This window comes from Amycolatopsis sp. H20-H5, assembly GCF_035828755.1.
GTDB lineage: Bacteria > Actinomycetota > Actinomycetes > Mycobacteriales > Pseudonocardiaceae > Amycolatopsis.
Genome location: NZ_JAYMZS010000002.1, coordinates 125367 through 151497, shown reverse-complemented (window position 1 = coordinate 151497; position 26131 = coordinate 125367). Strand labels below are relative to the sequence as shown.

Below are 26131 nucleotides of genomic sequence, written 5' to 3'. Positions count from 1 at the left end.
GAGGTGGCTATTTAATGACCGAAGTGGAACGGCACAGCTACGACGTGGTGGTCATCGGTGCCGGAGGCGCCGGGCTGCGTGCGGTCATCGAGGCCAGAGAGCGTGGTTTCAGCGTCGCGGTGGTGTGCAAATCCCTGTTCGGCAAGGCGCACACGGTGATGGCCGAGGGCGGCTGCGCGGCGTCGATGGGCAACGCGAACTCGAACGACAACTGGCAGGTGCACTACCGCGACACCATGCGCGGCGGGAAATTCCTCAACAACTGGCGGATGGCCGAGCTGCACGCCAGGGAAGCGCCCGACCGGGTCTGGGAACTCGAGACCTACGGCGCGCTGTTCGACCGGACCGCGGACGGCCGGATCAGCCAGCGCAACTTCGGCGGGCACACGTACCCGCGGCTGGCGCACGTCGGCGACCGCACCGGCCTCGAACTGATCCGCACCATGCAGCAGAAAATCGTTTCGCTGCAACAGGAGGACTTCGCGGCCACCGGTGACTACGAGTCGAGGATCAAGGTCTTCGCCGAGTGCACGGTCACCGAGCTGATGCTCTCCGACGGCCGGATAGCGGGCGCTTTCGGCTACTGGCGCGAAAGCGGGCGGTTCATCCTGTTCGAGGCCCCCGCGGTCGTGCTGGCCACCGGCGGCATCGGCAAGTCGTTCAAGGTCACGTCGAACTCGTGGGAGTACACCGGCGACGGCCACGCGCTGGCGCTGCGGGCCGGGGCGACCCTGATCAACATGGAGTTCGTCCAGTTCCACCCGACGGGCATGGTCTGGCCGCCGAGCGTGAAGGGCATCCTGGTCACCGAAGGCGTGCGTGGTGACGGCGGGGTCCTGAAGAACACCGAGGACAAGCGGTTCATGTTCGAGTACGTGCCCGAGGTGTTCAAGGGGCAGTACGCCGAAAGCGAGGACGAGGCCGACCGCTGGTACGCCGATCAGGAGAACAACCGGCGCACCCCGGACCTGCTGCCCCGCGACGAGGTCGCCCGCGCGATCAACTCCGAGGTCAAGGCCGGCCGGGGTTCGCCGCACGGCGGGGTGTTCCTCGACATCGCGAGCAGGCTGCCCGCCGAGGAGATCAAGCGGCGGCTGCCCTCGATGTACCACCAGTTCAAGGAACTCGCCGACGTCGACATCACCAACGAGCCGATGGAGGTCGGGCCCACCTGTCACTACGTGATGGGCGGGATCGAGGTCGACCCGGACACCGCCTCGTCGACCGTGCCGGGGCTGTTCGCCGCGGGAGAGTGCTCGGGCGGAATGCACGGGTCCAACCGGCTCGGCGGGAACTCGCTGTCGGACCTGCTGGTGTTCGGCCGCCGTGCCGGGCTGGGTGCGGCGTCCTATGTGGAGGGTCTGGCCGGACGTCCCGCGGTGAGCCAGTCCGATGTGGACGCGGCGGCGAAGATGGCGCTGTCGCCGTTCGACCCGCCGGCCGACGGCGTCGAGGAGAACCCGTACACCCTGCACACCGAGCTGCAGCAGTCGATGAACGACCTGGTCGGCATCATCCGCAAGGCAGGGGAGATCGAGAAGGCCCTGGTCAAGTTGGGCGAGATCCGTGGCCGCATCCAGCGGATCACGGTGGAGGGCCACCGCCAGTTCAACCCCGGCTGGCACCTCGCCGTCGACCTGCGCAACATGCTGCTGGTCAGCGAATGCGTGGCGCGCGCCGCGCTGACCCGCACCGAGAGCCGTGGCGGGCACACGCGTGACGACCATCCCGGCATGGACGCCGAGTGGCGCAACAAGCTGCTGGTGTGTGCGACGGCGGGCGGCGATCCCGTCGTCCCCGACGTCTCGGTCACCGTGAAGGCGCAGGAACAGATGCGCCAGGACCTGCTGGAGCTGTTCGAGTTCGGCGAACTGGGGAAGTACTACACCGACGGCGAACTGACCACACACCCCGGGAGTCAGGCATGAGCTACAAGGCGAGCTTCCGGGTCTGGCGCGGCGACGCGGAGGCCGGCGAGCTGGAGGACTACAAGGTCGAGGTGAACGAGGGCGAGGTCGTCCTCGACATCATCCACCGCCTGCAGGCCACCCAGGCCTCCGACCTGGCGGTGCGGTGGAACTGCAAGGCTGGCAAGTGCGGTTCCTGTTCGGCCGAGATCAACGGGCGGCCGCGGCTGCTGTGCATGACGCGGATGTCGACCTTCACCGAGGAGGAGGTCATCACGGTCACCCCGCTGCGGGCGTTCCCGGTGATCCGCGACCTGGTGACCGACGTTTCCTTCAACTACCAGAAGGCCCGCGAGATCCCGTCGTTCACGCCGCCGCCGGACCTCAAGCCGGGGGACTACCGGATGCAGCAGGTCGACGTGGAACGCTCGCAGGAGTTCCGCAAGTGCATCGAGTGCTTCCTGTGCCAGAACACCTGTCACGTCGTGCGCGATCACGAGGAGAACAAGGAGTCCTTCGCGGGGCCGCGGTACCTGATGCGGATCGCGGAACTCGAGATGCACCCCCTCGACGTCGCCGACCGAGTCGGCGCCGCGCAGGAGGAACACGGCCTCGGCATGTGCAACATCACCAAATGCTGCACCGAGGTCTGTCCCGAGGGCATCCACATCACGGACAACGCGCTCATCCCGATGAAGGAGCGCGTCGCCGACCGCAAGTACGACCCGATCGTCTGGCTGGGCAGCAAACTGTTCCGCCGCGGCTGAGCCCCAAAAGCCCCTGAAGGCCACCATCACAGCGTTTTACGCCGTGAAGGTGGCCTTCAGGGGCATCCGGGTCAGGTCGAGGACGACTGCTGGCGGGTGATATCCGCGATCGCCGCCTCCTGTTCGGTGATGACCTTCCGCGTCAGATCCCTGGTACCCGGGTGAATCCCGCCGCCCGCCTGTGTGGCCTTCGCCATGTCGACGCCGCTGCGCAGGTGCTTCGCCAGCGTTGACAGCCACAGCTGGTCGAACTCCGGGCCGGACGAGGTCCGCAGGGCGACGACCTCGGCCTCGGTCGCCATGCCTGGCATGTCCATGCCGGCCATGTGGTGCGAGCTCTGCGGCAGCGGGACGTTCCACGACTGCCAGCTGCTCATCTGCTCGATCTCGGCGGTCTCGTCGGTCTTGACGCGGGTGGCTACGTCGGTGATGAACGGGTGGGAACCGCGGTGTGGCACCAGATCGGCGAGTTCGATGGTCTGCGCGTGATGGGGGATCATCTCGAGCGAGAAGCGGATGTCCGTGGCGTTGGCGCCTGGCGGTTTGGCCTCGGCCGAGCACGCGGTGAGCACGGCGACGAGCACCAACCCCAGCAGCCCGGCCGGCAGACGTGTCTTCAACAGTCCTCCTGTCGTTGTCCTCCCTGAATGACTACGGCTGCGGACCCCGGCGGGTTCAACCCGATTGCGGCGAACCGGAGAAATCCGGTGGCTTCAGTGCCCCGGAGCGACCGCGGTTGCGCCTGCGGCTCCCGGAGTAACAAACTGAGCCATGGTCAGCCCCTTCACCCCTGAGAAGGCGTCCGGAAACTGATGTCATGTCGTCCAGTTTGGTGCCTAGGGTCGCGTTGACTGACGGGGACTTTCACGCGGTCTGTTCTGGTGAAGGGGACTTTTGCGAGGTTGAGTCGAGGGAAGGTCCCCTTCGGTCGCGACCCCAGGCTTGCCGTGTGCCCTGATGGGAGCCTTCACGGCGTTTAACGCTGTCATGGTGGCCTTCAGGGGCGACTTCAGCGCCGGGCTACGGCTGCTCGACCGCGCCCGGGAGAACGTGGGCAGCGACACGGCGGGCAAGGCTGTCATGGTCCAGCTGGACCTGTGCGCGGCCATGCTCGCCGCCAGATCCGGCGACGTAGCTCAGGCAGACGGCTACCTTGAGGAAGCCCGCTCGCTATCCACGGAGTTCCGTCTCCCGGAAGCGCCTTACCACGGCGTGGACGCCAGCATGACGAACATCCTCGCCCACTGGTGCGCCGCGCCGGTCGAGAACTATGACGGCACGGAAGCAGTCCGCCGGGCGGCCGAGGTCGAGATCGCGGACCCCCACCGGCCCGAGCGCGTCGGCCACCACCACATCGACATGGCGCGCGCGTGGGTACTCCACGGAGACCGCCGTCACGCGCTGAAACAGCTCAACCTGGCTCGCCGGGTGGCGCCGAACACCACCCGCCACCACCCGGCCGTCCGGGAAACGGTGCTCGCGATGGCCAACGCGGACCACCGGGCCACGGACTCGTTGGCCGGGTTCGCCCGGTGGGCTCACATCAAGGTCTGAGCCATCGCAACGGCCGAAGGCCCCAGCGACTCGTGAACGGCCGGGGCCTTGTTCGTGCTTGGGGCTCAGTGTCGCTCCGCAGGAGGCGATCTACCTGCTCGACGGCGTCGCCGAGGTCGCGGTGTTCGGGATCAGCCATCCCACTGGATCGAAGCGGTGACCGCGGTGGTCGTACCGCGCGAGGGCGTCACCCTGACCGCCGCCCACCTCGCCGCCCACCTCGCCGCCCACCTGGCCGGGTACAAACGGCCCAAGTACGTCGCCCAAGTACGTCGTCTTCGCCGACGAGCTGCCCAAGAACCCCAGCGGCAAGATCCTCAAACGCGAGCTCCGTGAGCAGCATGGCGGCCTCGCGACCGACCCGGCCTAGCCGAGCTTGGCGCGGTAGACGGCGAAGGTCGGGCAGGCCAGCAGGTCGGCCCAGAACCCTTCGCCGCGTTCGGCGAGCGCCTCGGCGGGGACGACCACCGGGTAGCGGGTCAGGCCGGTGAAACCGCCGCGTTCCAGCGTGGCTTCGACGACGCCCGGCGGCCAGTAGAACGACTCGAAGTCGAACGGCGGATCGACCTCGACGTGCACGGTGCAGCTGAGCCGCCCGGCCGACTCACCGGTCCCCACGACGGTCATGCCGTACCGCGAGTACCCGGCCAGCACGTCCCAGTCGACGTCCGGGTTAGGGAACAGGACGACGAGTTCGCCGCCGGGCACCAGGTTGGCGGCCAGGCGCGTCACCATGGCGTCGAGCGCGTCCGCCCCGGGCGCGTAGCCGAGCAGCCAGATGGCCGTCACCACGTCGAAAGCGCCCATCACCGGCAGTTCGGCGGCGTCGTAGAGTTCGTAGGAGATCCCGATCGGATCGCGCTCCTCCACCCGCTGGGCGTGGGCGATCATCTCCTGCGCCGCGTCCACCCCGGCCACCCGTCGCGCGCCTGCCGACCGGAACAGCCGCGGGTAGTAGCCCGCGCCGCAGCCGACGTCCAGCACCGACTTGCCGTTGAGGTCGGGCAGCGCCGAAACCAGGGTCGTCGTCTCGGCCAGCCCGATCGGGATTCGCTTGACCTGCTCGTAGACGTCCGCGATCGAGTCGTACTGATCCGCCACCGGAATCTCCTCTGCTCGCCTGAACGCTAGTCCAGGCGGGACAGCGCAGACAGGTGCGAACAGCGGAATGCCCCCGCCGGCGAACCGGCGAGGGCATTCAGTGCAAGACTGATCAGCGGCGCTCAGACACTGCCGCCAGCGACGGCGCCGCCGCCCGCGGCGTTGCCCAGCATGATCTGGTTGGCCTTGTTGTTGGTCGGCTCGATGTGCTTCTTGCTCCGGCGGTTGCGCTTCTCCAGGTACGTCGCCAGTGCCGTCAGCAGCAGGCACATGATGATGTAGATCGCGGCGACCAGGATGGTGGTCGGCACGATCGGCCTGCCGAACTCGCCCTGCGAACCGATGAAGCGTGCGTAGTAGAGCAGTTCCTGGTAGGTGATCAGGAAACCGAGCGCGGTGTCCTTCAGCAGCACGACCAGCTGGCTGATGATCGTCGGCAACATCGACCGGATCGCCTGCGGCAGCAGCACCGAGAACATCACGCGGGTCTTGCGCATGCCCAGCGCGTACGCCGCCTCGGACTGGCCCTTCGGCAGCGCCTGGACACCGGCGCGGAAGATCTCCGCCAGCACCGAACCGTTGTACAGGGTGAGGCCCAGCACGACCGCGATGAGCGGCGTCGTCTTCACCCCGATGATCGGCAGCCCGTAGTAGAACACTGACATCAGGACCAGCAGCGGGATCGCCCGGAAGAACTCGACGATCGTCACGGCGATCCCGCGGATCCACTTGTGGTCGGACAACCTGCCGGCCGCGAAGACCGAACCGAAGATCAGGGCGAGCACCGCGCCGAGCGCGAACGCCTCGAGCGTGGCCACGATGGCGCTGACGAGGTCTTCCTGGACCTGCTTGTACTGCAGCCACTCCCACTTCTTGGCAGCGAACTGCCCGGAGTCGTAGAAGCGGTAGACGATGAAGGCGAGTACGGCGAGGATGATGAGCACGCCGAGCACGGCCAGCATGCGGTGCCGGACACGGGCCTTCGGGCCAGGGACATCGAACAGGACGTTGCTCATCGGGCCACGCTCCAGCGCTTTTCCAGGCTCCGCTGGACGAACGACAGTACAGACACCAGGATGATGAACCCGACCGCCACCCACAGCAGCGCGACGAGCTGGTTGCCACCGCGCTCGGAGATGTACGAGCGGATCGCGCCCGCCTCGGCCACCGAGAACCCGCCCGCGATCGTGCTGTTCTTCAGCAGGGCGATCAAGGTGCTGATCAGCGGGGGTGCCACCGAACGAACGGCCTGGGGAAGCACGATCTGGCCCAGGATCTGCCCGAAGGTGAGCCCGAGTGCGCGACCCGCTTCGGCCTGCCCGACCGGGACGGTGTTGATACCCGAGCGGACGACCTCACAGATGAACGCCGAGGTGTAGACCGTCAACGCGACGATCGCCGCGGTGAAGTAGCTCATCTTGATGATGTCCAGCAGCGGATAGGCGAAGATGAAGAAGAGGAAGACCAGCGTCAGCGGAGTGTTGCGGACGAGGGTCACGTAGGTCGCACCCACCGCGCGGAACACCGGGACCGGGCTGACACGCAGCATCGCCAGGATGGTGCCGAAAACCAGGCTGCCGATCGCGGACAGTACGAACAGTTCGATCGTGGTGACAAAGAACGGACCGAAGAGGTCCAGATTGTCGAGCAGGACATCCATGGAGCCATCCCCGAGGCCGTGGCTGGTAGTGGGTACGAAGTGGCCGGTGGACTTCTAGACTGTCCACCGGCCACCGAGGGTCTGTCAGTACTTGATGAGCGTCGGCTTCGTCGCGGGGGAACCGGACTTGCCGAGCGTCGCGGCGTAGATCTTCTCCCAGGTGCCGTCGTCCAGCGCCTTCTGCAGGGTTCCGTTGACCTTGTCGCGCAGCGCCTTGTCGTCGTGGCCCAGCCCGATGCCGTACGGCTCCTTGGAGAACGTCTTGCCGACGACCTTCAGGTTGTCCGGGTCCTGCGCGGCGAAGCCCTTGAGGATGGCGTCGTCGGTGGTGACCGCGTCGACGTCCTTGGAGATGAGCTTGTCGACGCACTGCGAGTAGCCCTGGAACTCGACGATGTTGCCGGGCTCGGTCAGCTTCTGGTCACGCACGCGCTGGATCGGGGTCGACCCGGTCGCCGAGCAGACCTTCTTGCCCTTGAGGGTCTCCGGGCCGGTGATCGAGGTGTCGTCCTTGCGCACCAGCAGGTCCTGGCCCGCCTCGAAGTACGGTCCGACGAAGGAGACCTGCGCCTTGCGCTTGTCGTTGATCGTGTAGGTGCCCACGTAGTACGCGATGTCACCATTCGCGATCGCCTGCTCGCGGTTGGCCGAGGCCACCGGCTTGAAGTCGATCTTGTCCTCGCCGTAGCCGAGGCTCGCGGCCACCAGTTTCGCGATCTCGACGTCGAATCCGGAGAACTTGCCCGTCGTCGGGTCCTTCTTGCCGAGACCGGGCTGGTCGTCCTTGACGCCGATGGTGATCTTGCCCGCGGCCTTGGCCTTGTCGAACGCCGGCGAACCGGTCACGGCCGCTGCCGTGTCGACCGTGTAGGTCGGCAGCGCAGCGGCGGCGGTGCCGGTGCCGGTGGCACCGGAATCGGCCGGAGTTCCCTCCTTGCCACAAGCGGTCAACGCCAGACCGCCGACGAGCAGTCCCACCGCAAGGGTGCGGATCCTCATGTGAACCTCTCCTATATCCCTTTGACGACGCGATACGCACTCGCGTCGCTACACGTAATGTCAGTGAGTAAGGATCTTGCCGAGAAAATCCTTCGCCCGCTCGCTCTTGGGCTTGGTGAAGAACTCTTCCGGGGTGGAATCCTCGACGATCTCGCCGTCGGCCATGAACACGACACGATTGGCGGCACGGCGGGCGAAGCCCATTTCGTGGGTGACGACGAGCATCGTCATCCCGTCCTTGGCCAGGCCGGTCATCACGTCGAGCACCTCCTGGACCATCTCCGGGTCCAGCGCGGAGGTCGGCTCGTCGAACAGCATGACCTTGGGTCGCATGGCCAGCGCCCGCGCGATCGCGACCCGCTGCTGCTGCCCACCGGAAAGCTGCGCCGGGTACTTGTCGGCCTGGTTGGCGATGCCGACGCGCTCCAGCAGTTCCATCGCCGTCTTGCGCGCTTCGGCCGAGGAGACCTTGCGGACCTTCACCGGCGCGAGCATGACGTTTTCGAGGATGGTCTTGTGCGCGAACAGGTTGAACGACTGGAACACCATGCCGACGTCCGCGCGCAGGGCGGCGAGCGCCTTGCCCTCGGCGGGCAGCGGTGTGCCGTCGACCGCGATCTCGCCGGAGTTGATGGGCTCGAGGCGGTTGATCGCCCGGCACAACGTCGACTTGCCCGACCCGGACGGACCGAGGACCACGACGACCTGGCCACGCGGTACCTCAAGGGTGATGTCCTTGAGTACGTGCAAGTCGCCGAAGTACTTGTTCACGGCGCCCGCCTTGATCATCGGCGTCGCCACCTCCGTGGTCATCTGGCCTCCAGAGCGTTCGGTACCGGGTTCTGCGGGAGCGGCTCCCACGCGATGGCGAGAACCTACTCCCGTCGGACCCCCTGTAAAGGTGGCTTGAGCAATACTTAGGGTTTCAACTACGTATCATTCCCCGCACGCTCCCCACCACCGGTCGAGCGGGGTCCGCGCCCGTCCGGCGCTGATCAGCCTAGACGGAACCGGGTCGCGGCGTTACCGGGGTCACAGAGCTTCGATCACCGATTGTGACCGCTAGAGTCCCTCAGTGGGACCCGGCCGGGTGTCGAGCCCACTGGGAAGACGGCCGTCTACCCCATAGAGTCGTGGGTTCCACTGTCGATCACCACGCGGCACGGAGGCATGGAGTGCGGGTACTGCTGGTGGAGGACGACGACCGGGTCGCCGGGGCTCTGGCGCCCGCGCTCGCGCGCCGGGGCCTCGCGATCAAGAGGCTCGCTTCCGGCGCGGGCGTCCTCGAACGGGTGCATGAGGTCGACGTCATCCTGCTCGATCTCGGCCTGCCCGACATCGACGGCATCGTCCTGTGCCGCCAGATCCGCGCGATCAGCGACGTCGCGGTGATCGTGGTGTCCGCGCGCGGCGAGATCGACAACCGCATCCAGGGGCTGCGCGCGGGCGCCGACGACTACCTCGTCAAGCCGTACGACGTCGACGAGCTGGTAGCCAGGGTCGAAGCGGTCCGGCGGCGGCGCGGCGAGCGTGCGGCCAAACCGGAACCCGCCGGGGTGGTCCGGCTCGGGGACGTCGACGTCGACCTCTCCCGGCACGAGGTCCAGGTCGGCGGCCAGGCGATCGCCTTGTCCCGCAAGGAGTTCCAGGTGCTGGCGCTGGTCGTCGGGGCGCGCGGGGCGGTGTGCTCGCGCGAGCACGTGCTGACCGAGGTGTGGGGACACCGCGGCCCGGCCGAGAGCCGCTCGCTCGACGTCCACGTCGCGACCCTGCGCACGAAACTCGGCAGGCCTTCGCTGATCGAGACGGTCCGCGGGGTCGGCTACCGCCTCGGCGGCGCCTTCGACCCGGCGCGACGGGACTGACCTCGTGCGGGTCCGGCTCCAGGGGATCGTGCTCACCCTCGTCGCGCTGCTGGTCTTCGGCCTTGGCATCCCGCTCGCGCTCAGCGTGGCGAGCAGCGTCCAGCAGCGCCTGTTCCTCGACCGGCTCACCGACACCGCGCGGTTCGCCTCACTGGCTCAACGGCCCTTGGTCGACAACAACCGCGAGGTCCTCGACGCCGAACTCCGCCGCTACAACGACGTCTACGGCGTCCTGGTGGTCGTGCTGAACCAGGACGGCAAGCTGGTGGCGAGCTCGCCCGGCGCCCAGGGCACCGGGATCGACCTCGCCGCGCCGGAAGTCTCCACCCACGTCCATTCCGCGCTGGCCGGGCGCCGCTCGGAACCCGGATCGATGCTGACGCCGTGGGACAGCACGCCACTGGTGCTCGCGGAGCCGGTCCTCATCGACGGGGAGGTCCGCGGGGCCGTCCTGACCGAATCCGACACCGGCAAGGCGCGCGCCGAGCTGCTCTGGTCGTGGGTGGTGCTGGTGGTGGGCGGGATACTCGCGTTCACCGTCGCGCTGCTGGTCGCCGTGCCGGTGGTGCGGTGGATCCTGCGCCCGGTGCGGCGGCTCGACGAGGCCACCGGCTCACTGGTCGCGGCCGTGGTGAGCGGCCGCGAGGCAGAGCCGGTCGGCGAGGGTGGCGGGCCACCGGAACTGCGTCAGCTTGGCCGCTCGTTCGACCGCATGGCCGCGAGCGTCGGCGAGGCGCTCTCGGCGCAGCGCGCGTTCGTCGCCGACGCCTCGCACCAGCTGCGCAACCCGCTCACGGCGTTGAAGATCCGGCTCGGCAACCTCCAGGGCCACGTCGACGACGAGCTGGCCGCCGCGGACCTGGAGGCCGCCGTCGTCGACGCGAGACGGCTCAACCAGATCCTTGACGAGCTCCTGTCGATGGCCAGGGCCGAGGCGTCCGGCGGCGAACTGCTGCCCGTCTCCCTCGACGAGGTGGTGGCCGACCGCGTCGCCGACTGGGCGGTCGTCGGCACCGCCCGCGACATCCGGCTGGAGACCCACGGCCTCGGCGGCGACCTGCGCGTACTCGCCCCGCCCCGAGGCCTCGAGGTCATCCTGGACGCGCTGCTGGACAACGCGTTCAAGTTCACCGCCACCGGCACCTCCGTGACGGTCGCCGTCGACGGCGGCCCCGACACCGTCACCCTTTCGGTCCGGGACCACGGCCCCGGACTGCGCGAGGACGAACTCGAACGGGCGACCGACCGGTTCTGGCGCAGCGCCGCCCACCAGAACATCACCGGTTCAGGACTCGGCCTGTCCATCGTCGCCCAAGTGGTCGCCCACTCGGGTGGCGAACTCACCCTGGAACTACCGGAAGGCGGCGGACTGAGCGTTTGCGCTGTGTTTCCTGTTTCTCTATCGCGGGGGACAGCGATCTCGTGACCAGGGCGCTTACTTGCGCTTTGCTTGCTTTTTTGCTGTGGGGCGCCCTGCTCCCGAGATCGCTGAGGCCTTCGGCCTGCCCCGCGACTGGATCGCGCTCTGCGATCGCGTCGACAGGCCGTGGCTTGGGCTTCTTGGTTCCTGTTTGCTCAGGGGGCGGCCTGGCGCCGCGATCGCAGGGCCTTCGGCCGCGCGCGACGAACGATCCAACTACTTTGGTCACCTTTGCCGTGGTCACCTTTGCCGTGGGGACCTTCGTTTGGCGGCCTGCCTGTGGTCACCTTGACTGTGGGGGCCTTCGTTCGTTTGGCGGCCTGCCTGGGGTCGGCTTGACTGTGGGGACCTTCGTTTGTTTGGCGGCGTGCCTGGGGTCGGGTTTGCTGTGGGACCTTTGGTTGGGTGGGCTGCCTGGGGTCGGGTTTTCCGGTGGTTGTTTTTTTAGGCTTTGTGGGTGCGGTAGTAGTTGAGGGCTCCTGGGTGGAGGGGGAGGGGGGCCGTCTCTATTGCCGGGTGGACGTCGATGGACAGGGCTGCGCTGCTGGCTTGGACCAGGGCGTCGCGGCTGTCGAACAGACCCTGGACCAGGGCTTCGGCGAGGTTGTCCGCCATTTCGGAGCGGACCACCAGGAAATTCGGGACCACCAGGGTCGTCACCGGGCCGATGCCGGGGTAAGTCGTGCTCGGGATCGTCGCCGTCCGGTAGACGGGGTTCGCGGTGCGCATCGCGGGCATCAGGGCGGCGATGTCGAGCAGCCGCAGCTTGATCCGGCCCGCCAGCGCGCTGATCGGGCCGGTCGGCAGGCCGCCGGACCAGAACACCGCGTCGATCTCGTTGCGTTCCAGCGCCGCGAGCGCCTCGGGCAGCCCGAGATTGCGCGAGCTGACCACCCCGGTCCCGTCGAGCCCCGACACCTTCAGGATCTTCCGCACGATGTACTCGACCCCGGATTCGGCCGAGCCGATCGCGATCCGCTTCCCACGCAGCTGCGCCACCGAGGTCACCGGCGCGTCGTCCCTGACCACCACGTGCAGATAGTCGTCATGGATACGGGCCAGCGCGGCCAGCCGCCCCGGGTGCAGCACCGAGGTGTCCGCGGCGACGTCGGCGGCCACGAACGCGACGTCCGCGTCACCCGAAAGCACCCGGTTCACGTTGTCGGGTGAGCCCTGGGTCTGCAGGACCTCGGGCCGGTCCATGCCCAGCTGCGCGCTCCACGCCGTGGCCAGCCCCTGCGCCAGCTTGTCGTAGACGCCGCCCGCGTTGCCCGCCGCGATGCGCAGGTGCTGGGTGCCGAAGTCCGGCGCGCACCCGGCGAGCATCCCGACGGCGGCGACCACCGCCGCCAGCAGGGCACCCGCCCCGCGTACACCTCTGATCCGCGCCACGGGGTCGATCGTGCCAGACCAGCCCGGCCGCGTACCCTCGAGCGCGAGATGAATGCGCGTACTTACCAGATCCGCACCTTCGGCTGCCAGATGAACGTGCACGACTCCGAGCGCCTCGCCGGGCAGCTGGAGGACGCGGGCTACGTTCCGGTGGCCATCAAGAGTGCCCCCGACCTGATCGTGTTCAACACCTGCGCGGTCCGGGAGAACGCCGACAACAAGCTGTACGGCACGCTCGGTCACATCCGCCCCGAGAAGCTGGCCAACCCCGACCTGCAGATCGCCGTCGGCGGCTGCCTCGCCCAGAAAGACCGCGGCGAGATCGTCAAGCGCGCGCCCTGGGTCGACGTCGTGTTCGGCACCCACAACATCGGCTCGCTGCCCACGCTGCTGGAACGCGCGCGGCACAACTCCGAAGCCCAGGTCGAGATCCTCGAATCGCTGGAGACCTTCCCCTCGACACTGCCCGCGCGCCGCGAGTCCGCGTACGCGGGCTGGGTGTCGATCTCGGTGGGCTGCAACAACACCTGCACCTTCTGCATCGTCCCCGCGCTGCGCGGCAAGGAACGCGACCGCCGTCCCGGCGAGATACTGGCCGAGGTCGGCGCGCTGGTCGACGAGGGCGTGCTCGAGGTGACCCTGCTCGGCCAGAACGTCAACTCCTACGGCGTCGAGTTCGGTGACAGGCTGGCCTTCGGGAAGCTGCTGCGCGCGTGCGGCTCGGTCGACGGCCTGGAGCGCGTCCGGTTCACCTCGCCGCACCCGGCGTCGTTCACCGACGACGTCATCGACGCGATGGCCGAGACCCCGAACGTGTGCCACTCCCTGCACATGCCGCTGCAGTCCGGCTCGGACAAGGTCCTGCGCGAGATGAAGCGGTCCTACCGCTCCGCGAAGTTCCTCAAGATCATCGAGCGAGTCCGCGAGACGATGCCCGACGCGGCGATCACCACCGACATCATCGTCGGCTTCCCCGGCGAGACCGAAGAGGACTTCCAGGCGACGCTCGACGTCGTGCGCGAGGCCCGGTTCTCCAGCGCCTTCACCTTCCAGTACTCGAAGCGGCCCGGGACGCCCGCCGCCGAGATGGCAGGGCAGCTGACCAAACAGGTCGTGCAGGAACGCTACGAACGCCTGGTCGAGCTGCAGAACCAGATCTCATGGGACGAGAACAAGAAGGTCATCGGCCGCAAGGTCGAGCTGCTCGTCGCCTCCGGTGAAGGCCGCAAGGACGCCGAAACACACCGCATGAGCGGCCGCGCCCGCGACGGCAGGCTGGTCCACTTCGTGCCGAGTGGTCCCGCGATCGACAGGCTCATCCGGCCTGGCGACGTCGTCGAGACCGTGGTGACTTACGGCGCTCCGCACCACCTGGTCGCCGACGGGGACGTGCGGTCCCACCGGCGGACGGCGGCAGGTGACAACTCCGAGGCCGGTGTCCGGCCGAAGACCAAGGGCGTGACGCTCGGGCTGCCCGCTTTCGGCGCCCCCGCCGTCGCAACCGCCCCGGTGGAAGGGTGTTCGCTGTGACCGAGCCCGCAGGCAACGCGGTGGACCAGCTCGCCGCCGAGATCAACGAGGTCGGCGCGCGGGCGTCGAAGACCGTTGAACTCGGCAGGCGCGGGTTCACCATCGCCGTGCTCACGTTCGTGCTGCTCGTGGCCCAGATCTTGCCTTGGGTCGGCGACCACGCCGGCTGGCAGGTCCTACTCGGCCAAGGTGGCGGGATTCCACAGCTTTTCGCGGCCACCTCCACCGGGATCGGGGTGGTGGCGTCGGCGCTCGCGCTGGCCAGTCGGCGGTGGTGGCTGGCTTGGGTTTGTGCCGCCGGTGGATGGTTCGCGACTGTTGACGGGCTGTTGTCTATTTGGTCTCAGCAGTCTTCTCACGCCGGGGGTGCCGTGGGGGCCGGGCCTGGGTACGGGATGGTGATCGCGTGGGTGGCCATGATCGTGCTTGCCGTCAACTGGATGCGGACCGCTTTTTCCCGGGCCTGATGTGGTTTAGTCCTGTGTTTTTTGGCCAGCGCGCTCACGAACTCGCGCCGCCAGATCGCCCCTGACTCCCAGCGTAAGTGCGGCTTTTGCTTGTAGGGGGGCGACCTACCGTCGCGAGTTGGGGCGGCCTGGCGGCCGCGAAAGAGGGCGCGCGGCGGTGAAGTCTCCCCTCGCAGGGCTCGGGGAGACGCTGTGGTTGGGGCGGACTGCTGTTGTTGGTTTTTTGTTGTTGGTGTTGTGGGTGGGTTTTTGTTGATGGTTTAAAGCCTCTGAAGGCCACCATGAGGGCGTTAGAGTCCCTCATGGTGGCCTTCAGAGGCTTTGCTTGTTTTGTTGTTTCTTGTTTTGGTTTTTGGTTTTTAGCGGTCGGCTATTGCGGCTTCGGCGGCTTCTAGCCATTCGCGCCATTGGGCTGCTTGGGCTTCTGCCTTTTTTGCTCGGCGGTCGTCGCCTGCTGCTCGGGCTTTTGTCGCCTGGGACTCGAATTGCTCTACTCGCTCGCGGAACTGGGCCGCGCGTGCTTGGGCTTCGGGGTCCGTGCGGCGCCACTTGCTGTCTTCCGCGGACTTTATCGCGTCCTGGACTACTTTGAGGCGGCCGTCCAGTTCGCGGATTCGTTCGCGGGGGACCTTGCCGATCTCGTCCCACTGCTCTTGGATCTTGCGTAGCTGGTTCTTGGCGGCTTCCAGGTTTGCCGCCGCGTCGATCTTCTCCGCATCGACGAGTAGCGCTTCCTTCTTCGCGGCGTTTTCGGTGAACTCGGCGTCGCGCTCGGTGAATACTGAGGACCGGCGGGCGAAGAACTTGTCCTGGGCGGCGCGGAATCGCTGCCAGAGGGCTTCGTCGCTGTCCTTCGGGGCGCGTCCGGCGGCCTTCCACTCCGTCATCAGGTCTTTGTAGCGGCCCGCCGTGTCGCTCCAGTCGTCCGACTCGGCGATGGCCTCCGCTTCGGCGATCAGCTCTTCCTTGCGGTTCTTCGCCCCGGCGCGCTGCTTGTCGAGTTCGGCGAAGTGGGAGCCGCGGCGGCGGTTGAACCCCTCACGCGCCTTCGAGAACCGCTTCCACAGCTCGTCGTCGGTCTTGCGGTCGACTCCCTTGACGGTCTTCCACTCGTCCAGGATCGTGCGCAGGCGGTCACCGGCGGACTTCCACTGCGTCGACTCCGCGGCCAGCGTCTCGGCCTCCTCGGCCAGCGCCTGCTTGCGGGTGATCGCCGCGGACCTCGCCTCCTCGCGCTCCGCCTTGGCGCTGACCAGCGCCTTCTCGGCGTGCGCGAGGACGTGGTCGATCCGCCCGGCCAGCGCGGCGAGGTCACCGACGACGGCGGCTTCGGCCAGGCCGTCCTTGATCTGGGTGGCGCTCGCGAGCGCGTGCTTCGGGTCACCGGCGCCGGAGGCCAGCCGGGTGGCCAGCAGCTCGATCTCGGTGCGCAGGTCGTCGAACCGGCGGGCGTAGTGGATCAGGCCCTCGTCCGGGCTGCCCGCCTGCCAGACGCCCACCGCGCGCTCGCCGTCGGCCGTCTTGACGTAGACGGTGCCCTCCTCGTCGATCCGTCCCCACGTGGACGGGCTGGACTCGGCGAGCGGCACCGAGGGTGCGGCATGGCCGCCACCGAGTGCGTGCGGCACCGGGTGCGGCGCCGGGGTACCGGTGGACGTGTTCTCCTGGGCCATCGCAGGCTCCTTATCGCCTGTACGCCCGCCGTGGCGGGCGCCCCGCCAGTGCGGCGGGGCCGGGTCATGCGGTTGTTCGGTTCGCGAGGGGGTACTGACCCCCTCGCGGCATTCAAGCAGCTCAGCGTCCACCGTGGTACACCGATGAGACACCTGAAGCCAGTGATCCTACTTCCGGAGGACGCGGTTCGTCGGCTCCCATCGGGTGGCCGGTAGCGTCGGCCAGCGTGATCAGCCGTGTCGTAGTCGTCCCGCATCCCCCGTTGCTGGTGCCCGAGCTGGCCGCCGGCGACGTCGGAGAGTGCGTGGAGCTGCGCGAAGCCTGCTTGTCGGCGGTGGCCCGCCTGGCCGAGGTTTCGGGCCACTGGCTCGCCGTCGGAGCCGCCACCGGAGCTCCGGTGATTCCGCTCCGGGCCAGGGGATCCTTACGGGGATTCGGTGCCAACGTCGGCGTGTCGCTCGCCGCGAGCCCTGGCGCCGAGGCCGACCTCCCGCTGCCCGCGCTGGTGGCCGCCTGGTTGCGCGAGCGCGTAGGAGCGTCCGAGGTCGACCCGCACCTCATCGACCCGGCGGCTACTCCCGGTGACTGTGTGCGTTTCGCCGCTGGACTGGGTGACACCGAAGCGCTGCTGGTCCTCGGTGACGGCTCCCGGCGTCGCGGGCCGGAGGACGACGGCCGCGCCGCGGCGTTCGACGACCGGCTCGCCACGGCGTTCGCCGAGGCGGACGTCGCGGTGCTCGCCGGTCTCGACCCGGTGCTCGCCGACGAGCTCGGCGTCGCGGGCCGGGCGCCGTGGCAGGTTCTGGCAGCACTCGCCGAGGGCGCCGCCTGGCACGGCGAGCTGCTGTATTCCGCGGCGCCGTTCGGCGTCGGCTACCACGTCGCGGTCTGGGAGCGCGGGTGATCCGGCCGGTCGCGGTGGTCGGGCCGACGGCGACGGGCAAGACCGCACTGGCCGTCGAGCTGGCGCTCGCGCTCGGCGGGGAGGTGATCAACGCCGACGCCCTGCAGCTGTACCGGGGCATGGACATCGGCACGGCGAAGATCACCGAGGAGGAGAAACGCGGCGTCCCGCACCACCTGTTCGACGTACTCGACGTCACCCAGACGGCGTCGGTCGCGGCCTACCAGCGCGATGCCCGCCTTCGTGCAGAGGAGCTCATCGAGGCGGGCCGGGTTCCCGTGCTCACCGGCGGATCCGGGCTCTACGTCCAGGCCGTGCTCGACGACCTGCGGTTCCCCGGCACTGAACCCGCGATCCGCGCCCGGCTCGGCGAGGAGGCCGCCGAGCTCGGCACTCCCGCCATGCACGCGCGCCTGGCGACGCTGGACCCGGTCGCGGCCGCGAAGATCCTGCCCACCGACGTCCGCCGGATCGTGCGCGCGCTCGAGGTCATCGAGATCACCGGCGAGCCGTTTTCCGCGAACCTCACGGTGCCGGGGCCCGCGAGGTACGGCACCGTGCTGGTCGGCGTCGACCGCGAGATCGCCGAGCTGGACGCGCGGGTCGACCTGCGCGTCGAGCTGATGTTCGCGGGCGGGCTGGTGGACGAGGTCCACGAACTGATCGGCCGCGGACTGCGCGAGGGCAAGACCGCGGCACGCGCGCTGGGGTACCAGCAGGTGCTGGCCGAGCTCGACGGCGAAGGCGATTTCGCGGCGGCCGCCGCGGCCACCGCGCAGGCGACCCGGAGGTTCGTGCGCAGGCAGCGTTCCTGGTTCCGGCGCGACGCGCGCATCCGCTGGTTCGACGGTGCTACTGACGAGTTGGCCGCGCGCGTGCTCGACGTGCTGGACCAGTAACCTGGTGTGCATGGGCGGTATCGAATTCCTCAAGGGGCACGGCACACAGAACGACTTCGTGTTGCTTCCCGACCCCGAAGGCCGCCTGGAGCTGACCCCGGCGAGGGTGGCGGCCCTGTGCGACCGGCAGCGCGGCCTCGGCGCAGACGGCGTGCTGCGCGTGGTGCGGTCCTCGGCGCTGGGGGAGACCTCCGGCGGCGAGTGGTTCATGGACTACCGCAACGCCGACGGCTCGATCGCGGAGATGTGCGGCAACGGCGTACGGGTGTTCGTCCGGTACCTGGTGGACGCGGGGCTGGTCGACAGCGGCCGGTTCGTCATCGGCACCCGCGCGGGCGACCGGCCGGTCGAGCTGCACCCCGACGGGGACGTGACCGTCCACATGGGACTGGCGACGATCACCGGCACCTCGGTCACGGTGGTGGCCGGGCAGCCGTTCTCCGGCGTGTCCGTGGACGTCGGCAACCCGCACCTGGTGTCCGTCGTCGACTTCGACGTCGCCGAGCTGGAGCTGCGTGACCAGCCCGATTTCGACCACGACGTGTTTCCCTCGGGGGTGAACCTCGAGTTCATCAACATCCTCGCCGACGACGCGCTGAAGATGCGCGTGCACGAGCGTGGCGTGGGCGAGACGCGCGCCTGCGGCACCGGGACGGTCGCCGCGGTCGCCGCCGCGCTGCACTTCGCGGGCACCGACACTGGATTCTCGACGGTCGACGTCCCCGGCGGTCAGGTGCGGGTGACGATCGACCGCGGCGCCGCCACGTTGACCGGCCCTGCCGAGATCGTCGCGCGCGGCGAGCTGGACGAGCGCTGGTGGGCCGCCGCCGGTGCCTGACCCCGCGCGATTCTGGCGTGACGGGCCCGGGGCGTCGCCGAGCGAGGAGTCCGTTCGTGACGCTGAACGCCTGCTGGACGTGAAGCTCCCTGCGTCGCTGCTCGAACTCCTGCGGATCCGCAGGCGGTGATCGGGTGGCGGACGGGCACGCCGACTTCGTGGAGCGAGGACCACGTCCCGTTCGACGAGGTGCTGGGCATCGGCGGCGGAGGACTTTCCCTGCTCGACACGCCGTAACTGATCGACGAGTGGGAGTTGCCCTCGCCGATCCTGCTGCTTTCGGGCGACGGGCACACCTGGATCGGGCTCGACTACCGGGTCCGCGGCCGCCAGTGCGAACCCTCGGTCACCTGGTTCGACGCCGACGACGAGAGCGAACTGGCCCTCGCGGCGGATTTCGAGTCCTTCCTCGACGGCCTCACTCCGCGGCAGTAAAGGTCCCTTGCTCCGCCTGCTGGGGCAGGTCCCGCAGCCGGCGCAGCGGTGAGCACAGCACCCACAGCACGGAAGCGACCTGCCCCGCGACGCCGACCCACACCGTCTCCCGCAGGCCGATCGCGCCGCCGAGCGCGCCGCCCAGCAGCCCGCCCAGCGGCATCGTGCCCCAGACGACGAACCGCACGCTCGCGTTCATCCGGCCGAGCAGCCGGTCCGGGCAGGTGGCTTGCCGGTACGAAACCTGTGCGACGTTGTAGACGATGACGCCGAAGCCGCTGACCGCCAGCGCCACCGCGACCAGCGCGACCCGCCACCCGGGTTCGGCCAGCGGCATGATCAGCAGGAAGGGCCAGCTCAGCAAGGGGGCGAGCCAGATCGCCCGCGCCTGCCCGAACCGGCGCGTGAGCGAGCCCGAGCACACTGCCCCGAGCACGCTGCCCGCCCCGCCGAACGCCAGCAGGGTCCCGACCCCGGCGGGGGACAGCCCGAGGGTGCGGGTCAGGAACAGGATCTGGACCGCGGTCAGCGCCCCGCCGAACAGGTTCGCCGTGGCCGTGCAGGCGACGATCGCCCGCAGGCTGGGGTTGCCGAAGACGAACCGCAGACCTTCCACGATCTGCGGCCACAGCCGCGGGTTCTCGTGCGGCACGGGCTCGGGCTCGACGGTTTTGACGCGCATCAGGCACAACGCCGAGGCGAGGAAGCCAAGCCCGGTGCCCAGCACCGCGTTGGCGGCCCCCGCCGCCTGGACCAGAGCGCCGCCGATCCCGGGGCCGGTGACCTGGGCGACCGACTGGCTGGCCTGCAGTTTCGCGTTGCCCTCGACCAGGTGCTCGCGGCCGACCAGCGCCGGCAGGTAGGACTGATAGGCGACGTCGAAGAACACGGTCGCCACCCCGGTCAGCAGCGCGACCACGATGAGCTGGGTCAGCGTCAGCAGATCCGTCCACCACGCGATCGGCACCGTCAGCAGGAGTGCCGCCCTGGCGAGGTCCGCGCGCAGCATGAGGGGACGGCGGCGCCTGCGGTCCACCCAGACCCCGGCGGGCAGGCCGATGAGCAGGAATGCCGCGGTCTCGGCCGCGGTGAGCAGGCCCATCTGGGCCGGGCTGGCGGCGAGTACGGTCGCGGCCAGCAGCGGGATCGCCGTCCAGCCGATGGCGGCGCCGAACTGACTGGCCGTGTCGCCCGCCCACAGCCGGCGGAAGTCGGCATGGCGGAACAGGGAGTCGCTGCGCACGAGCCCAACCCTGCCGGAGTGATTGGGAAGTGTCAATCACTTTTGTCGCGGGCCGAACCGTAGGCTGGTGGGGTGTTCACTGAACGTCGTCGCGCGACGGAAGCGGAGGCCGCCGCCCTCGCCTCCGGAATACGGCTGCGCATCATCCGGTTGACCTTTTCCGAAGCCCTGACCAACAAGGAGCTCGCCGAACGCCTCGGCCGCGACCCGGCGACGACCCTGCACCACGTGCGCAAGCTGGTCGACACGGGCTTCCTCACCGCTCAGCCGTCCCGGCGCGGAGCGCGCGGCGCGAAGGAGATCCCGTACCTCTCGACCGGACTGTCCTGGCTGCTCGACACGCATCCCGACCAGGGGGTCGACCAGGCGATGCTCGAGGCCTACCTGGCCGAAATCGCGGACACCCGGTTCGAGCGGGTCGAGCAGACGAGGCTCGTCCTCCAGGTCGGTTCCGGCGGGCTCGAAGAGTTCAAGGGACGGCTCGAAGGTCTCCTCGAGGAGTTCCGCGCGCGGCCCGTCGAACCGCTGGCCGAGCGCACCGCGGTCTACGTCTCGCTCTACCCCAGCAGGTAAACAACTCGGCTCCCACCTCGAAACGTGGGACCATGGAGGCACGATGACAGAACTTACCCACGAAGACCTGATCGACGAGGACCCTTCCGCCGGCGACATGGCGCTCGAGGAGCGCGCGTCACTTCGCCGCGTCGCGGGACTGTCCACCGAACTAGCGGACGTCACCGAAGTCGAGTACCGGCAGTTGCGCCTGGAGCGCGTGGTTCTGGTCGGCGTGTGGGCAGAGGGGACGGCGGCACAGTCCGAGGCCTCCCTCGCCGAGCTCGCCCGGCTGGCCGAGACGGCCGGTTCCGAGGTGCTCGAAGGCCTCGTCCAGCGGCGGGTCCGTCCCGACCCGGCGACCTACATCGGCTCCGGCAAGGTGAAGGAGCTGCGCGACGTCGTGATCGCCACCGGCGCGGACACGGTGATCTGCGACGGCGAGCTTTCGCCGGGTCAGCTGCGTCAGCTCGAGGAGAAGGTGAAGGTCAAGGTCATCGACCGGACCGCCCTGATCCTCGACATCTTCGCGCAGCACGCCAGTTCCAAGGAGGGCAAGGCGCAGGTCGAGCTCGCCCAGCTCCAGTACCTGGTCCCGCGCCTGCGAGGCTGGGGTGAGGCGCTGTCGCGCCAGGCAGGCGGCAGCGCGGGTGGCGGCAGTGCCGGGGTGGGCCTGCGTGGTCCCGGTGAGACCAAGCTGGAGACCGACCGGCGGCGCATCAGCAAGCGCGTGTCCAAGCTGCGCCGCGAGATCGCCGCGATGGGCACGATCCGCGAGACCAAGCGCAACCGCCGTGTCACCAACGAGGTCCCGAGCGTCGCGATCGTCGGCTACACCAACGCCGGAAAGTCGAGCCTGCTCAACGCGCTGACCAACGCCGGTGTCCTGGTCGACGACGCGTTGTTCGCCACCCTGGACCCGACCACCCGGCGGGCCCAGACCTCGGACGGCCGCACGTACACGCTGACCGACACGGTCGGTTTCGTCCGGCACCTGCCGCACCAGCTGGTCGACGCCTTCCGGTCGACGCTGGAGGAGGCCGCGGGCGCGGACCTGCTCGTCCATGTGGTGGACGGCGCGGACCCGGCACCCGAGGACCAGGTGCACGCCGTGCGTCAGGTGCTCGCGGAAATCACCCAGAAGCGTGAAGAGCCGCTCCCGCCGGAGCTGCTCGTGATCAACAAGGCCGACGCCGCCGACGAGGTCGCGCTGGCCCGCCTGCGGCACCTGATGAGCGGCGCCGTGCTGATCTCCGCCCGGACCGGCGCGGGGATCACCGAGCTGGCCGAGGTGATCGCCGACCGGCTGCCCCGGCCGGAGGTCGTGATCGAGGCGCTGGTGCCGTACAACCACGGCGAGCTCGTCTCGCGGGCGCACGCCGACGGCGAGATCCTCGAAGAGGAGCACGTCGAGGAGGGCACCCGCCTGCGGGTTCGCGTCCATCCGGATCTCGCGGCGGCTTTGCGCGTCTACGAGACCAACGGGTCCACGCTCTGAAACGTCTCCGTACTGTGAAGCCGTCGGGGCTTCACAGTATGGAGGTGTACGGGGTGCGCGCAGGGGGATGGATCGCCGGTACGGCTGTCCTGGCGGTGCTGGGGTTCGCCCCGCCCGCGTCGGCGGCCGACGTGCCCGCACCGGAGACCTTGTGCACGGTGACCGACCCGCGGATCAGCGAGTTGTCCGGGCTGGTGTCCGACGGCGAGCGCTGGTACGGCATCAACGACGGCGGCAGCAAGGTCCAGGTGTTCGTCCTCGGCCGTGACTGCAAGGTCCAGAAGGTGATCAGCCAGGGCACCGACCCGTATGACGTCGAGGACCTCGCGAGGACCGCCGACGGCAAACTGTGGCTGGCCGACACCGGTGACAACAGCAAGAAACGCGACACGGTGGCGCTGATCGAGCTCAGCACCTCGGGCAAGGCCACGCTGCACAGACTCACCTATCCCGACGGACAGCACGACGTCGAGGCCCTGATCATGGACCCCAGGGGCGTGCCGTACCTGATCACCAAGGACGTCCTCGGCGACGCGAAGGTCTACCGGCCCACCGGGCCGCTGGCCAGCCCCGGCCCGACCCCGCTGGAGAAGGTCGGCTCGCTGAACATCAAGGAAACCGACACCCCTGGCGGGCCGATCGGCTCGTTCGGTTCGGTGCTGGTGACGGGCGCGGCTGCCACCGCCGACGGCTCCGTGATCGCCCTGCGGACCTACACCGACGCCTACCTCTATGCCGTTTCCGGCGGCGACATCATGGCCGCGCTGCAGCGGACGCCCGTCCGGGTGCCACTGCCCGGTGAAAAGCAGGGCGAGGCACTCGCCTTCGAACCCGACGGAACCCTGCTGTCCGGCGGGGAGGGCGTCGGGCAGCCGATTCGGGCGGTGAAGGGAGCGGCGGCCCTGGCCGGGCGGTCCGATGGTTCGTCTCCGGTGGCGGGCAAGTCCACCGCGGGTACGAATGGCACCGACGAAGACGAGGCCGGGGACGGGGCCGGGCTCCCCGTGCTGCCCGCCGTCGGCGTCGCACTCGTGGTCGTGCTCGGTGGCTGGTTCGGTTTCAGCAGGCTGCGCCGCCGCGGCCGCTGACCCCGGAGCGCTGTTCGCGCCGGGGACCGCGGCCGCGCCGGATCACTCGCCGGATCAGAGGCGGCGCAGTACGGCCACGACCTTGCCGAGGATGGTGGCGTCGTCACCCGGGATGGGCTCGTACGCCTCGTTGTGCGGCATCAGCCAGTTGTGCCCGTCCTTGCGCTTGAACGTCTTCACCGTGGCTTCGCCGTCGATCATGGCGGCCACGATCTCACCGCTGTCGGCGGTGGGCTGCTGGCGGACCACCACCCAGTCGCCGTTGGTGATGGCCGCGTCGATCATCGAGTCGCCGGCGACCTTGAGCAGGAACAGCTCGCCCTCGCCGACGATCTCCCGCGGCAGCGGGAACACGTCTTCCACCGCCTGCTCGGCCAGCACCGGCCCACCGGCCGCGATCCGGCCCAGCAGTGGCACGTACGCGGCCTTCGGCAGCGCAGCGGTGAACTCGCTCTCGATGCCCATGGGGTTGTCGTCGGTCGCGGCCAGCACGCCGACCGCGCGCGGCCGGTTGGCGTCCCGCCTCAGGTATCCCTTGCGCTGCAGCGCTCGCAGCTGGTGCGACACCGAGGACGTCGAGGTGAGCCCGACCGCTTCACCGATCTCGCGCACACTGGGCGGGTAGCCGAAGCGGGTCACCCAGCCCCTGATCACGTCGAGTATCTGCTGCTGCCGCACGGTCAGGGTCTCGTCGACGTCGTGGACCTCCGGCAAGGTTCGCACCTTGCCGCCGCCCTCCGCCGCGTTCCCCGCCTTGCTCTCCTTGGCCACTGCGTTGCCTCCCAGCCGATCGTTTGCCGGGCCTGCCGATCTTTCGGCAGGCTTCACCGGCGGCACCTGCCCGGCAGATGCCCTGGTCACCGACGTTAGCCCGACAGGCCGATGTTTTCAAACATCTGTTCGAAGGACACGCCGTGTCGCTCGATTTTGTCGGTGCCGGGTGGTACACATTCGCACGGGCGTTCGATAGAACGCTTGTTCGACCTGAAGCGGCCGCATGGAGCTCCGTGCCCGGTCAGGCGGACAGCAGGACTGCGAGGAGGTTCCGTGATGTCGATTCTGGTCGAAGGCGGGCAGGTCCGCTCCCGTGCCATTCGCACGGTGCAGGCGCCGCCGGCCCACCCGGCGCGTCCCGTGCGGGTCAGGCGGGCGGAAACGCTGCGCCCGCCGTCGAGGGCGCATGTGGTGGCGGGCCGTCGTCCCGCGGTCGCGTTGTGCCCGGCGCCGCGCAAGCTGCCGGTGCGCTGGCCGTGGCTCGCCGGGCTCGCGGTCGCGATCTGTCTGGGTATCACCGGATTGGGTCTACTTTCCCAGGGCGTTTCCGGCGCTCAGGTGCCCGAGCGGACGGCGACGGTGTCCGTCGCCCCGGGGGAGACGTTGAGTGAGCTGGCCGCGCGTTTCGCGCCGGAGAGCGACACTGACGCGGTTGTCGCGCGCATCAAAGAGCTCAATGGCCTGCAAGACGCCGTTCTGGTGCCCGGACTGCCGCTCACGGTCCCGGTCGCGGCGTCGGTCCAGGCTGATGCGAGGTGACCGTGCGAGCACGATCGGCCGCCGCTGTGGCGGCCCTGTTTCCGGTCGGCGCCGGCGCTTGCGCGCGCTCCGGACCCGATCTAAGGTCCACCGCTATATGTGGTAGTTACACCGCTGTAGTTGGTCCACAAGTTGGGGTAGACTCTGTACCAGTTGTCCACAGCTGGTCGGTGTTCATCCACCGGATATCCACATGTCGATCACCAGAATGATCATGGTTCGCGTCGCGCGTGGCGAGGCGGACGGCGTGGGTGTCCTCGGGCCCGCCCGGCGCGGAGGGGAAGGTGATCGGCGGATGAGGTGTCCGTTCTGTCGGCATGCGGACTCTCGGGTCGTCGACTCCCGAGAGGTGGACGAAGGTCAGGCCATCCGGCGGCGGCGCTCCTGCGCCGAATGCGGCCGGCGGTTCACCACGTCGGAGACGATGGTGCTCGCCGTCGTCAAGCGGTCCGGCGTCACCGAACAGTTCAGCAGGGACAAGGTCGTCAGCGGCGTACGGCGGGCCTGTCAGGGCCGCCCGGTCGACGACGACGCGCTGAAGCAGCTCGCTCAGCGGGTGGAGGAATCGATCCGCTCCGCGGGTCTGGCGGAGATCCCGAGTCACGAGGTCGGCCTGGCGATACTGGGCCCGCTGCGTGAACTCGACGGCGTCGCCTACCTCCGCTTCGCCAGTGTCTATCGCTCCTTTTCCTCGGTCGAAGACTTCGAAAAAGAGATCGCGGACCTTCGTGAGGCCATGGCGGGATCGGCCGGACCGGATGAGAGCGAGCAACGCGTGGGCGGCGATTGACGCGCCGCCACCGCG

Annotated in this window: 28 protein-coding genes; 18 read left to right on the top strand and 10 right to left on the bottom strand. The window is 68.9% G+C overall.

Annotation, left to right across the window (positions count from 1 at the left end):
* Positions 1 to 14: 14 nt before the first annotated feature.
* Both QMK34_RS01765 and QMK34_RS01760 read left to right on the top strand, forming a co-directional pair.
* Positions 15 to 1928: a fumarate reductase/succinate dehydrogenase flavoprotein subunit gene (locus QMK34_RS01765; protein ID WP_326410585.1), complete on the top strand. Its 1914-nt coding sequence runs from the start codon at positions 15 to 17 to the stop codon at positions 1926 to 1928.
* On the top strand, positions 1925 to 2674 hold the full coding sequence (locus tag QMK34_RS01760; protein WP_326410582.1) for a succinate dehydrogenase/fumarate reductase iron-sulfur subunit: 750 nt from the start codon (positions 1925 to 1927) through the stop codon (positions 2672 to 2674). The genes QMK34_RS01765 and QMK34_RS01760 overlap by 4 nt, the downstream gene beginning before the upstream one ends.
* 71 nt (positions 2675 to 2745) lie before the next feature.
* Here QMK34_RS01760 and QMK34_RS01755 read toward each other — a convergent pair whose 3' ends face one another.
* Positions 2746 to 3294 (bottom strand): DUF305 domain-containing protein, encoded by a 549-nt coding sequence (locus QMK34_RS01755; protein ID WP_326410580.1) that lies wholly within the window; start codon positions 3292 to 3294, stop codon positions 2746 to 2748.
* Positions 3295 to 3661: 367 nt separating this feature from the next.
* Here QMK34_RS01755 and QMK34_RS01750 point away from each other — a divergent pair, with 367 nt between their 5' ends.
* Both QMK34_RS01750 and QMK34_RS01745 read left to right on the top strand, forming a co-directional pair.
* Positions 3662 to 4228: a hypothetical protein gene (locus QMK34_RS01750; RefSeq protein ID WP_326410578.1), complete on the top strand. Its 567-nt coding sequence runs from the start codon at positions 3662 to 3664 to the stop codon at positions 4226 to 4228.
* A 156-nt stretch (positions 4229 to 4384) separates the two neighbouring features.
* Positions 4385 to 4564, top strand: coding sequence for a hypothetical protein (locus tag QMK34_RS01745; protein ID WP_326410576.1), 180 nt, complete (start codon positions 4385 to 4387; stop codon positions 4562 to 4564).
* A 30-nt stretch (positions 4565 to 4594) separates the two neighbouring features.
* Here QMK34_RS01745 and QMK34_RS01740 read toward each other — a convergent pair whose 3' ends face one another.
* From QMK34_RS01740 to QMK34_RS01720, 5 genes are all read right to left on the bottom strand, one after another.
* Positions 4595 to 5329, bottom strand: a complete 735-nt coding sequence (locus QMK34_RS01740) for a class I SAM-dependent methyltransferase (RefSeq protein ID WP_326410574.1) — start codon at positions 5327 to 5329, stop codon at positions 4595 to 4597.
* A 122-nt stretch (positions 5330 to 5451) separates the two neighbouring features.
* A complete protein-coding gene (locus QMK34_RS01735) occupies positions 5452 to 6345 on the bottom strand; it encodes an amino acid ABC transporter permease (RefSeq protein ID WP_326410572.1) in 894 nt (297 codons plus the stop codon).
* Complete coding sequence (locus tag QMK34_RS01730) at positions 6342 to 6989, bottom strand: amino acid ABC transporter permease (RefSeq protein ID WP_326410570.1); 648 nt, start codon at positions 6987 to 6989, stop codon at positions 6342 to 6344. Before QMK34_RS01730 ends, QMK34_RS01735 begins: the two co-directional genes overlap by 4 nt.
* A gap of 84 nt (positions 6990 to 7073) precedes the next feature.
* Positions 7074 to 7988: a glutamate ABC transporter substrate-binding protein gene (locus QMK34_RS01725; RefSeq protein ID WP_326410568.1), complete on the bottom strand. Its 915-nt coding sequence runs from the start codon at positions 7986 to 7988 to the stop codon at positions 7074 to 7076.
* A gap of 60 nt (positions 7989 to 8048) precedes the next feature.
* The gene (locus QMK34_RS01720; RefSeq protein WP_326410674.1) at positions 8049 to 8777 is read right to left on the bottom strand and encodes an amino acid ABC transporter ATP-binding protein; all 729 of its coding nucleotides are present in this window, start codon (positions 8775 to 8777) and stop codon (positions 8049 to 8051) included.
* 386 nt (positions 8778 to 9163) lie between these two features.
* Here QMK34_RS01720 and QMK34_RS01715 point away from each other — a divergent pair, with 386 nt between their 5' ends.
* Together QMK34_RS01715 and QMK34_RS01710 are read left to right on the top strand one after the other, a co-directional pair.
* Positions 9164 to 9853: a response regulator transcription factor gene (locus tag QMK34_RS01715; protein ID WP_326410566.1), complete on the top strand. Its 690-nt coding sequence runs from the start codon at positions 9164 to 9166 to the stop codon at positions 9851 to 9853.
* 4 nt (positions 9854 to 9857) lie between these two features.
* Positions 9858 to 11279 carry a sensor histidine kinase gene (locus tag QMK34_RS01710; RefSeq protein WP_326410564.1) on the top strand — a complete coding sequence of 474 codons (1422 nt, stop codon included), beginning with the start codon at positions 9858 to 9860 and terminating at the stop codon, positions 11277 to 11279.
* 438 nt (positions 11280 to 11717) lie between these two features.
* Here the strand turns inward: QMK34_RS01710 and QMK34_RS01705 are convergent, their stop codons facing one another.
* Positions 11718 to 12656, bottom strand: a complete 939-nt coding sequence (locus tag QMK34_RS01705; protein ID WP_442785080.1) for a TAXI family TRAP transporter solute-binding subunit — start codon at positions 12654 to 12656, stop codon at positions 11718 to 11720.
* 57 nt (positions 12657 to 12713) lie between these two features.
* Here QMK34_RS01705 and miaB point away from each other — a divergent pair, with 57 nt between their 5' ends.
* Both miaB and QMK34_RS01695 read left to right on the top strand, forming a co-directional pair.
* The gene (miaB, locus tag QMK34_RS01700) at positions 12714 to 14195 is read left to right on the top strand and encodes a tRNA (N6-isopentenyl adenosine(37)-C2)-methylthiotransferase MiaB (protein ID WP_326410560.1); all 1482 of its coding nucleotides are present in this window, start codon (positions 12714 to 12716) and stop codon (positions 14193 to 14195) included.
* Positions 14192 to 14662: an Rv2732c family membrane protein gene (locus QMK34_RS01695; RefSeq protein WP_326410558.1), complete on the top strand. Its 471-nt coding sequence runs from the start codon at positions 14192 to 14194 to the stop codon at positions 14660 to 14662. The genes miaB and QMK34_RS01695 overlap by 4 nt, the downstream gene beginning before the upstream one ends.
* A 359-nt stretch (positions 14663 to 15021) precedes the next feature.
* Here the strand turns inward: QMK34_RS01695 and QMK34_RS01690 are convergent, their stop codons facing one another.
* Complete coding sequence (locus QMK34_RS01690) at positions 15022 to 16335, bottom strand: DUF349 domain-containing protein (RefSeq protein WP_326410556.1); 1314 nt, start codon at positions 16333 to 16335, stop codon at positions 15022 to 15024.
* A 227-nt stretch (positions 16336 to 16562) separates the two neighbouring features.
* On the opposite strand from QMK34_RS01690, the gene QMK34_RS01685 reads away from it, so the two are divergent.
* The 5 genes from QMK34_RS01685 to QMK34_RS01665 all read left to right on the top strand — a co-directional run bounded on the left by QMK34_RS01685 (position 16563) and on the right by QMK34_RS01665 (position 19412).
* The gene (locus tag QMK34_RS01685; protein ID WP_326410554.1) at positions 16563 to 17240 is read left to right on the top strand and encodes a hypothetical protein; all 678 of its coding nucleotides are present in this window, start codon (positions 16563 to 16565) and stop codon (positions 17238 to 17240) included.
* Positions 17237 to 18139 (top strand): tRNA (adenosine(37)-N6)-dimethylallyltransferase MiaA, encoded by a 903-nt coding sequence (miaA, locus tag QMK34_RS01680; RefSeq protein WP_326410551.1) that lies wholly within the window; start codon positions 17237 to 17239, stop codon positions 18137 to 18139. Before QMK34_RS01685 ends, miaA begins: the two co-directional genes overlap by 4 nt.
* Positions 18140 to 18149: 10 nt before the next feature.
* Positions 18150 to 18977 carry a diaminopimelate epimerase gene (gene dapF / locus QMK34_RS01675; RefSeq protein ID WP_326410550.1) on the top strand — a complete coding sequence of 276 codons (828 nt, stop codon included), beginning with the start codon at positions 18150 to 18152 and terminating at the stop codon, positions 18975 to 18977.
* Positions 18970 to 19107: a hypothetical protein gene (locus tag QMK34_RS01670; protein WP_326410549.1), complete on the top strand. Its 138-nt coding sequence runs from the start codon at positions 18970 to 18972 to the stop codon at positions 19105 to 19107. The genes dapF and QMK34_RS01670 overlap by 8 nt, the downstream gene beginning before the upstream one ends.
* Before the next feature lie 125 nt (positions 19108 to 19232).
* Complete coding sequence (locus QMK34_RS01665; RefSeq protein WP_326410547.1) at positions 19233 to 19412, top strand: hypothetical protein; 180 nt, start codon at positions 19233 to 19235, stop codon at positions 19410 to 19412.
* Here QMK34_RS01665 and QMK34_RS01660 read toward each other — a convergent pair.
* Positions 19396 to 20655, bottom strand: coding sequence for an MFS transporter (locus tag QMK34_RS01660; RefSeq protein WP_326410545.1), 1260 nt, complete (start codon positions 20653 to 20655; stop codon positions 19396 to 19398). The genes QMK34_RS01665 and QMK34_RS01660 overlap by 17 nt on opposite strands.
* A 72-nt stretch (positions 20656 to 20727) precedes the next feature.
* Between QMK34_RS01660 and QMK34_RS01655 the strand changes: the two genes are divergently transcribed.
* Genes QMK34_RS01655 through QMK34_RS01645 form a run of 3 tightly spaced genes read left to right on the top strand, consistent with a single transcriptional unit; the run spans position 20728 to position 23793 of the window.
* Positions 20728 to 21228, top strand: a complete 501-nt coding sequence (locus QMK34_RS01655; protein WP_326410543.1) for an ArsR/SmtB family transcription factor — start codon at positions 20728 to 20730, stop codon at positions 21226 to 21228.
* Positions 21229 to 21271: 43 nt separating this feature from the next.
* Positions 21272 to 22705, top strand: coding sequence for a GTPase HflX (hflX, locus tag QMK34_RS01650; RefSeq protein ID WP_326410540.1), 1434 nt, complete (start codon positions 21272 to 21274; stop codon positions 22703 to 22705).
* A 38-nt stretch (positions 22706 to 22743) separates the two neighbouring features.
* Entirely contained in the window at positions 22744 to 23793 is a 1050-nt protein-coding gene (locus QMK34_RS01645) for a hypothetical protein (RefSeq protein ID WP_442785075.1), read from the top strand.
* A gap of 54 nt (positions 23794 to 23847) precedes the next feature.
* On the opposite strand, the gene lexA is transcribed toward QMK34_RS01645, so the two are convergent.
* Positions 23848 to 24564 carry a transcriptional repressor LexA gene (lexA, locus tag QMK34_RS01640; protein WP_326410672.1) on the bottom strand — a complete coding sequence of 239 codons (717 nt, stop codon included), beginning with the start codon at positions 24562 to 24564 and terminating at the stop codon, positions 23848 to 23850.
* 279 nt (positions 24565 to 24843) lie between these two features.
* Here lexA and QMK34_RS01635 point away from each other — a divergent pair, with 279 nt between their 5' ends.
* Complete coding sequence (locus QMK34_RS01635; protein WP_326410533.1) at positions 24844 to 25326, top strand: LysM peptidoglycan-binding domain-containing protein; 483 nt, start codon at positions 24844 to 24846, stop codon at positions 25324 to 25326.
* Positions 25327 to 25621: 295 nt separating this feature from the next.
* Positions 25622 to 26116 carry a transcriptional regulator NrdR gene (nrdR, locus tag QMK34_RS01630; protein WP_326410531.1) on the top strand — a complete coding sequence of 165 codons (495 nt, stop codon included), beginning with the start codon at positions 25622 to 25624 and terminating at the stop codon, positions 26114 to 26116.
* The last annotated feature ends 15 nt before the right edge of the window (positions 26117 to 26131 follow it).

Excerpts from the sequence above, each read along its gene's own strand:
- QMK34_RS01765 (WP_326410585.1), top strand. The coding sequence starts at position 15 with ATGACCGAAGTGGAACGGCACAGCTACGACGTGGTGGTCATCGGTGCC.
- QMK34_RS01760 (WP_326410582.1), top strand. The coding sequence starts at position 1,925 with ATGAGCTACAAGGCGAGCTTCCGGGTCTGGCGCGGCGACGCGGAGGCC.
- QMK34_RS01750 (WP_326410578.1), top strand. The coding sequence starts at position 3,662 with ATGGTGGCCTTCAGGGGCGACTTCAGCGCCGGGCTACGGCTGCTCGAC.
- QMK34_RS01735 (WP_326410572.1), bottom strand. The coding sequence starts at position 6,345 with ATGAGCAACGTCCTGTTCGATGTCCCTGGCCCGAAGGCCCGTGTCCGG.
- QMK34_RS01730 (WP_326410570.1), bottom strand. The coding sequence starts at position 6,989 with ATGGATGTCCTGCTCGACAATCTGGACCTCTTCGGTCCGTTCTTTGTC.
- QMK34_RS01725 (WP_326410568.1), bottom strand. The coding sequence starts at position 7,988 with ATGAGGATCCGCACCCTTGCGGTGGGACTGCTCGTCGGCGGTCTGGCG.
- QMK34_RS01720 (WP_326410674.1), bottom strand. The coding sequence starts at position 8,777 with ATGATCAAGGCGGGCGCCGTGAACAAGTACTTCGGCGACTTGCACGTA.
- miaB (WP_326410560.1), top strand. The coding sequence starts at position 12,714 with ATGAATGCGCGTACTTACCAGATCCGCACCTTCGGCTGCCAGATGAAC.
- QMK34_RS01690 (WP_326410556.1), bottom strand. The coding sequence starts at position 16,335 with ATGGCCCAGGAGAACACGTCCACCGGTACCCCGGCGCCGCACCCGGTG.
- dapF (WP_326410550.1), top strand. The coding sequence starts at position 18,150 with ATGGGCGGTATCGAATTCCTCAAGGGGCACGGCACACAGAACGACTTC.
- hflX (WP_326410540.1), top strand. The coding sequence starts at position 21,272 with ATGACAGAACTTACCCACGAAGACCTGATCGACGAGGACCCTTCCGCC.
- QMK34_RS01645 (WP_442785075.1), top strand. The coding sequence starts at position 22,744 with ATGGAGGTGTACGGGGTGCGCGCAGGGGGATGGATCGCCGGTACGGCT.
- QMK34_RS01635 (WP_326410533.1), top strand. The coding sequence starts at position 24,844 with ATGTCGATTCTGGTCGAAGGCGGGCAGGTCCGCTCCCGTGCCATTCGC.
- nrdR (WP_326410531.1), top strand. The coding sequence starts at position 25,622 with ATGAGGTGTCCGTTCTGTCGGCATGCGGACTCTCGGGTCGTCGACTCC.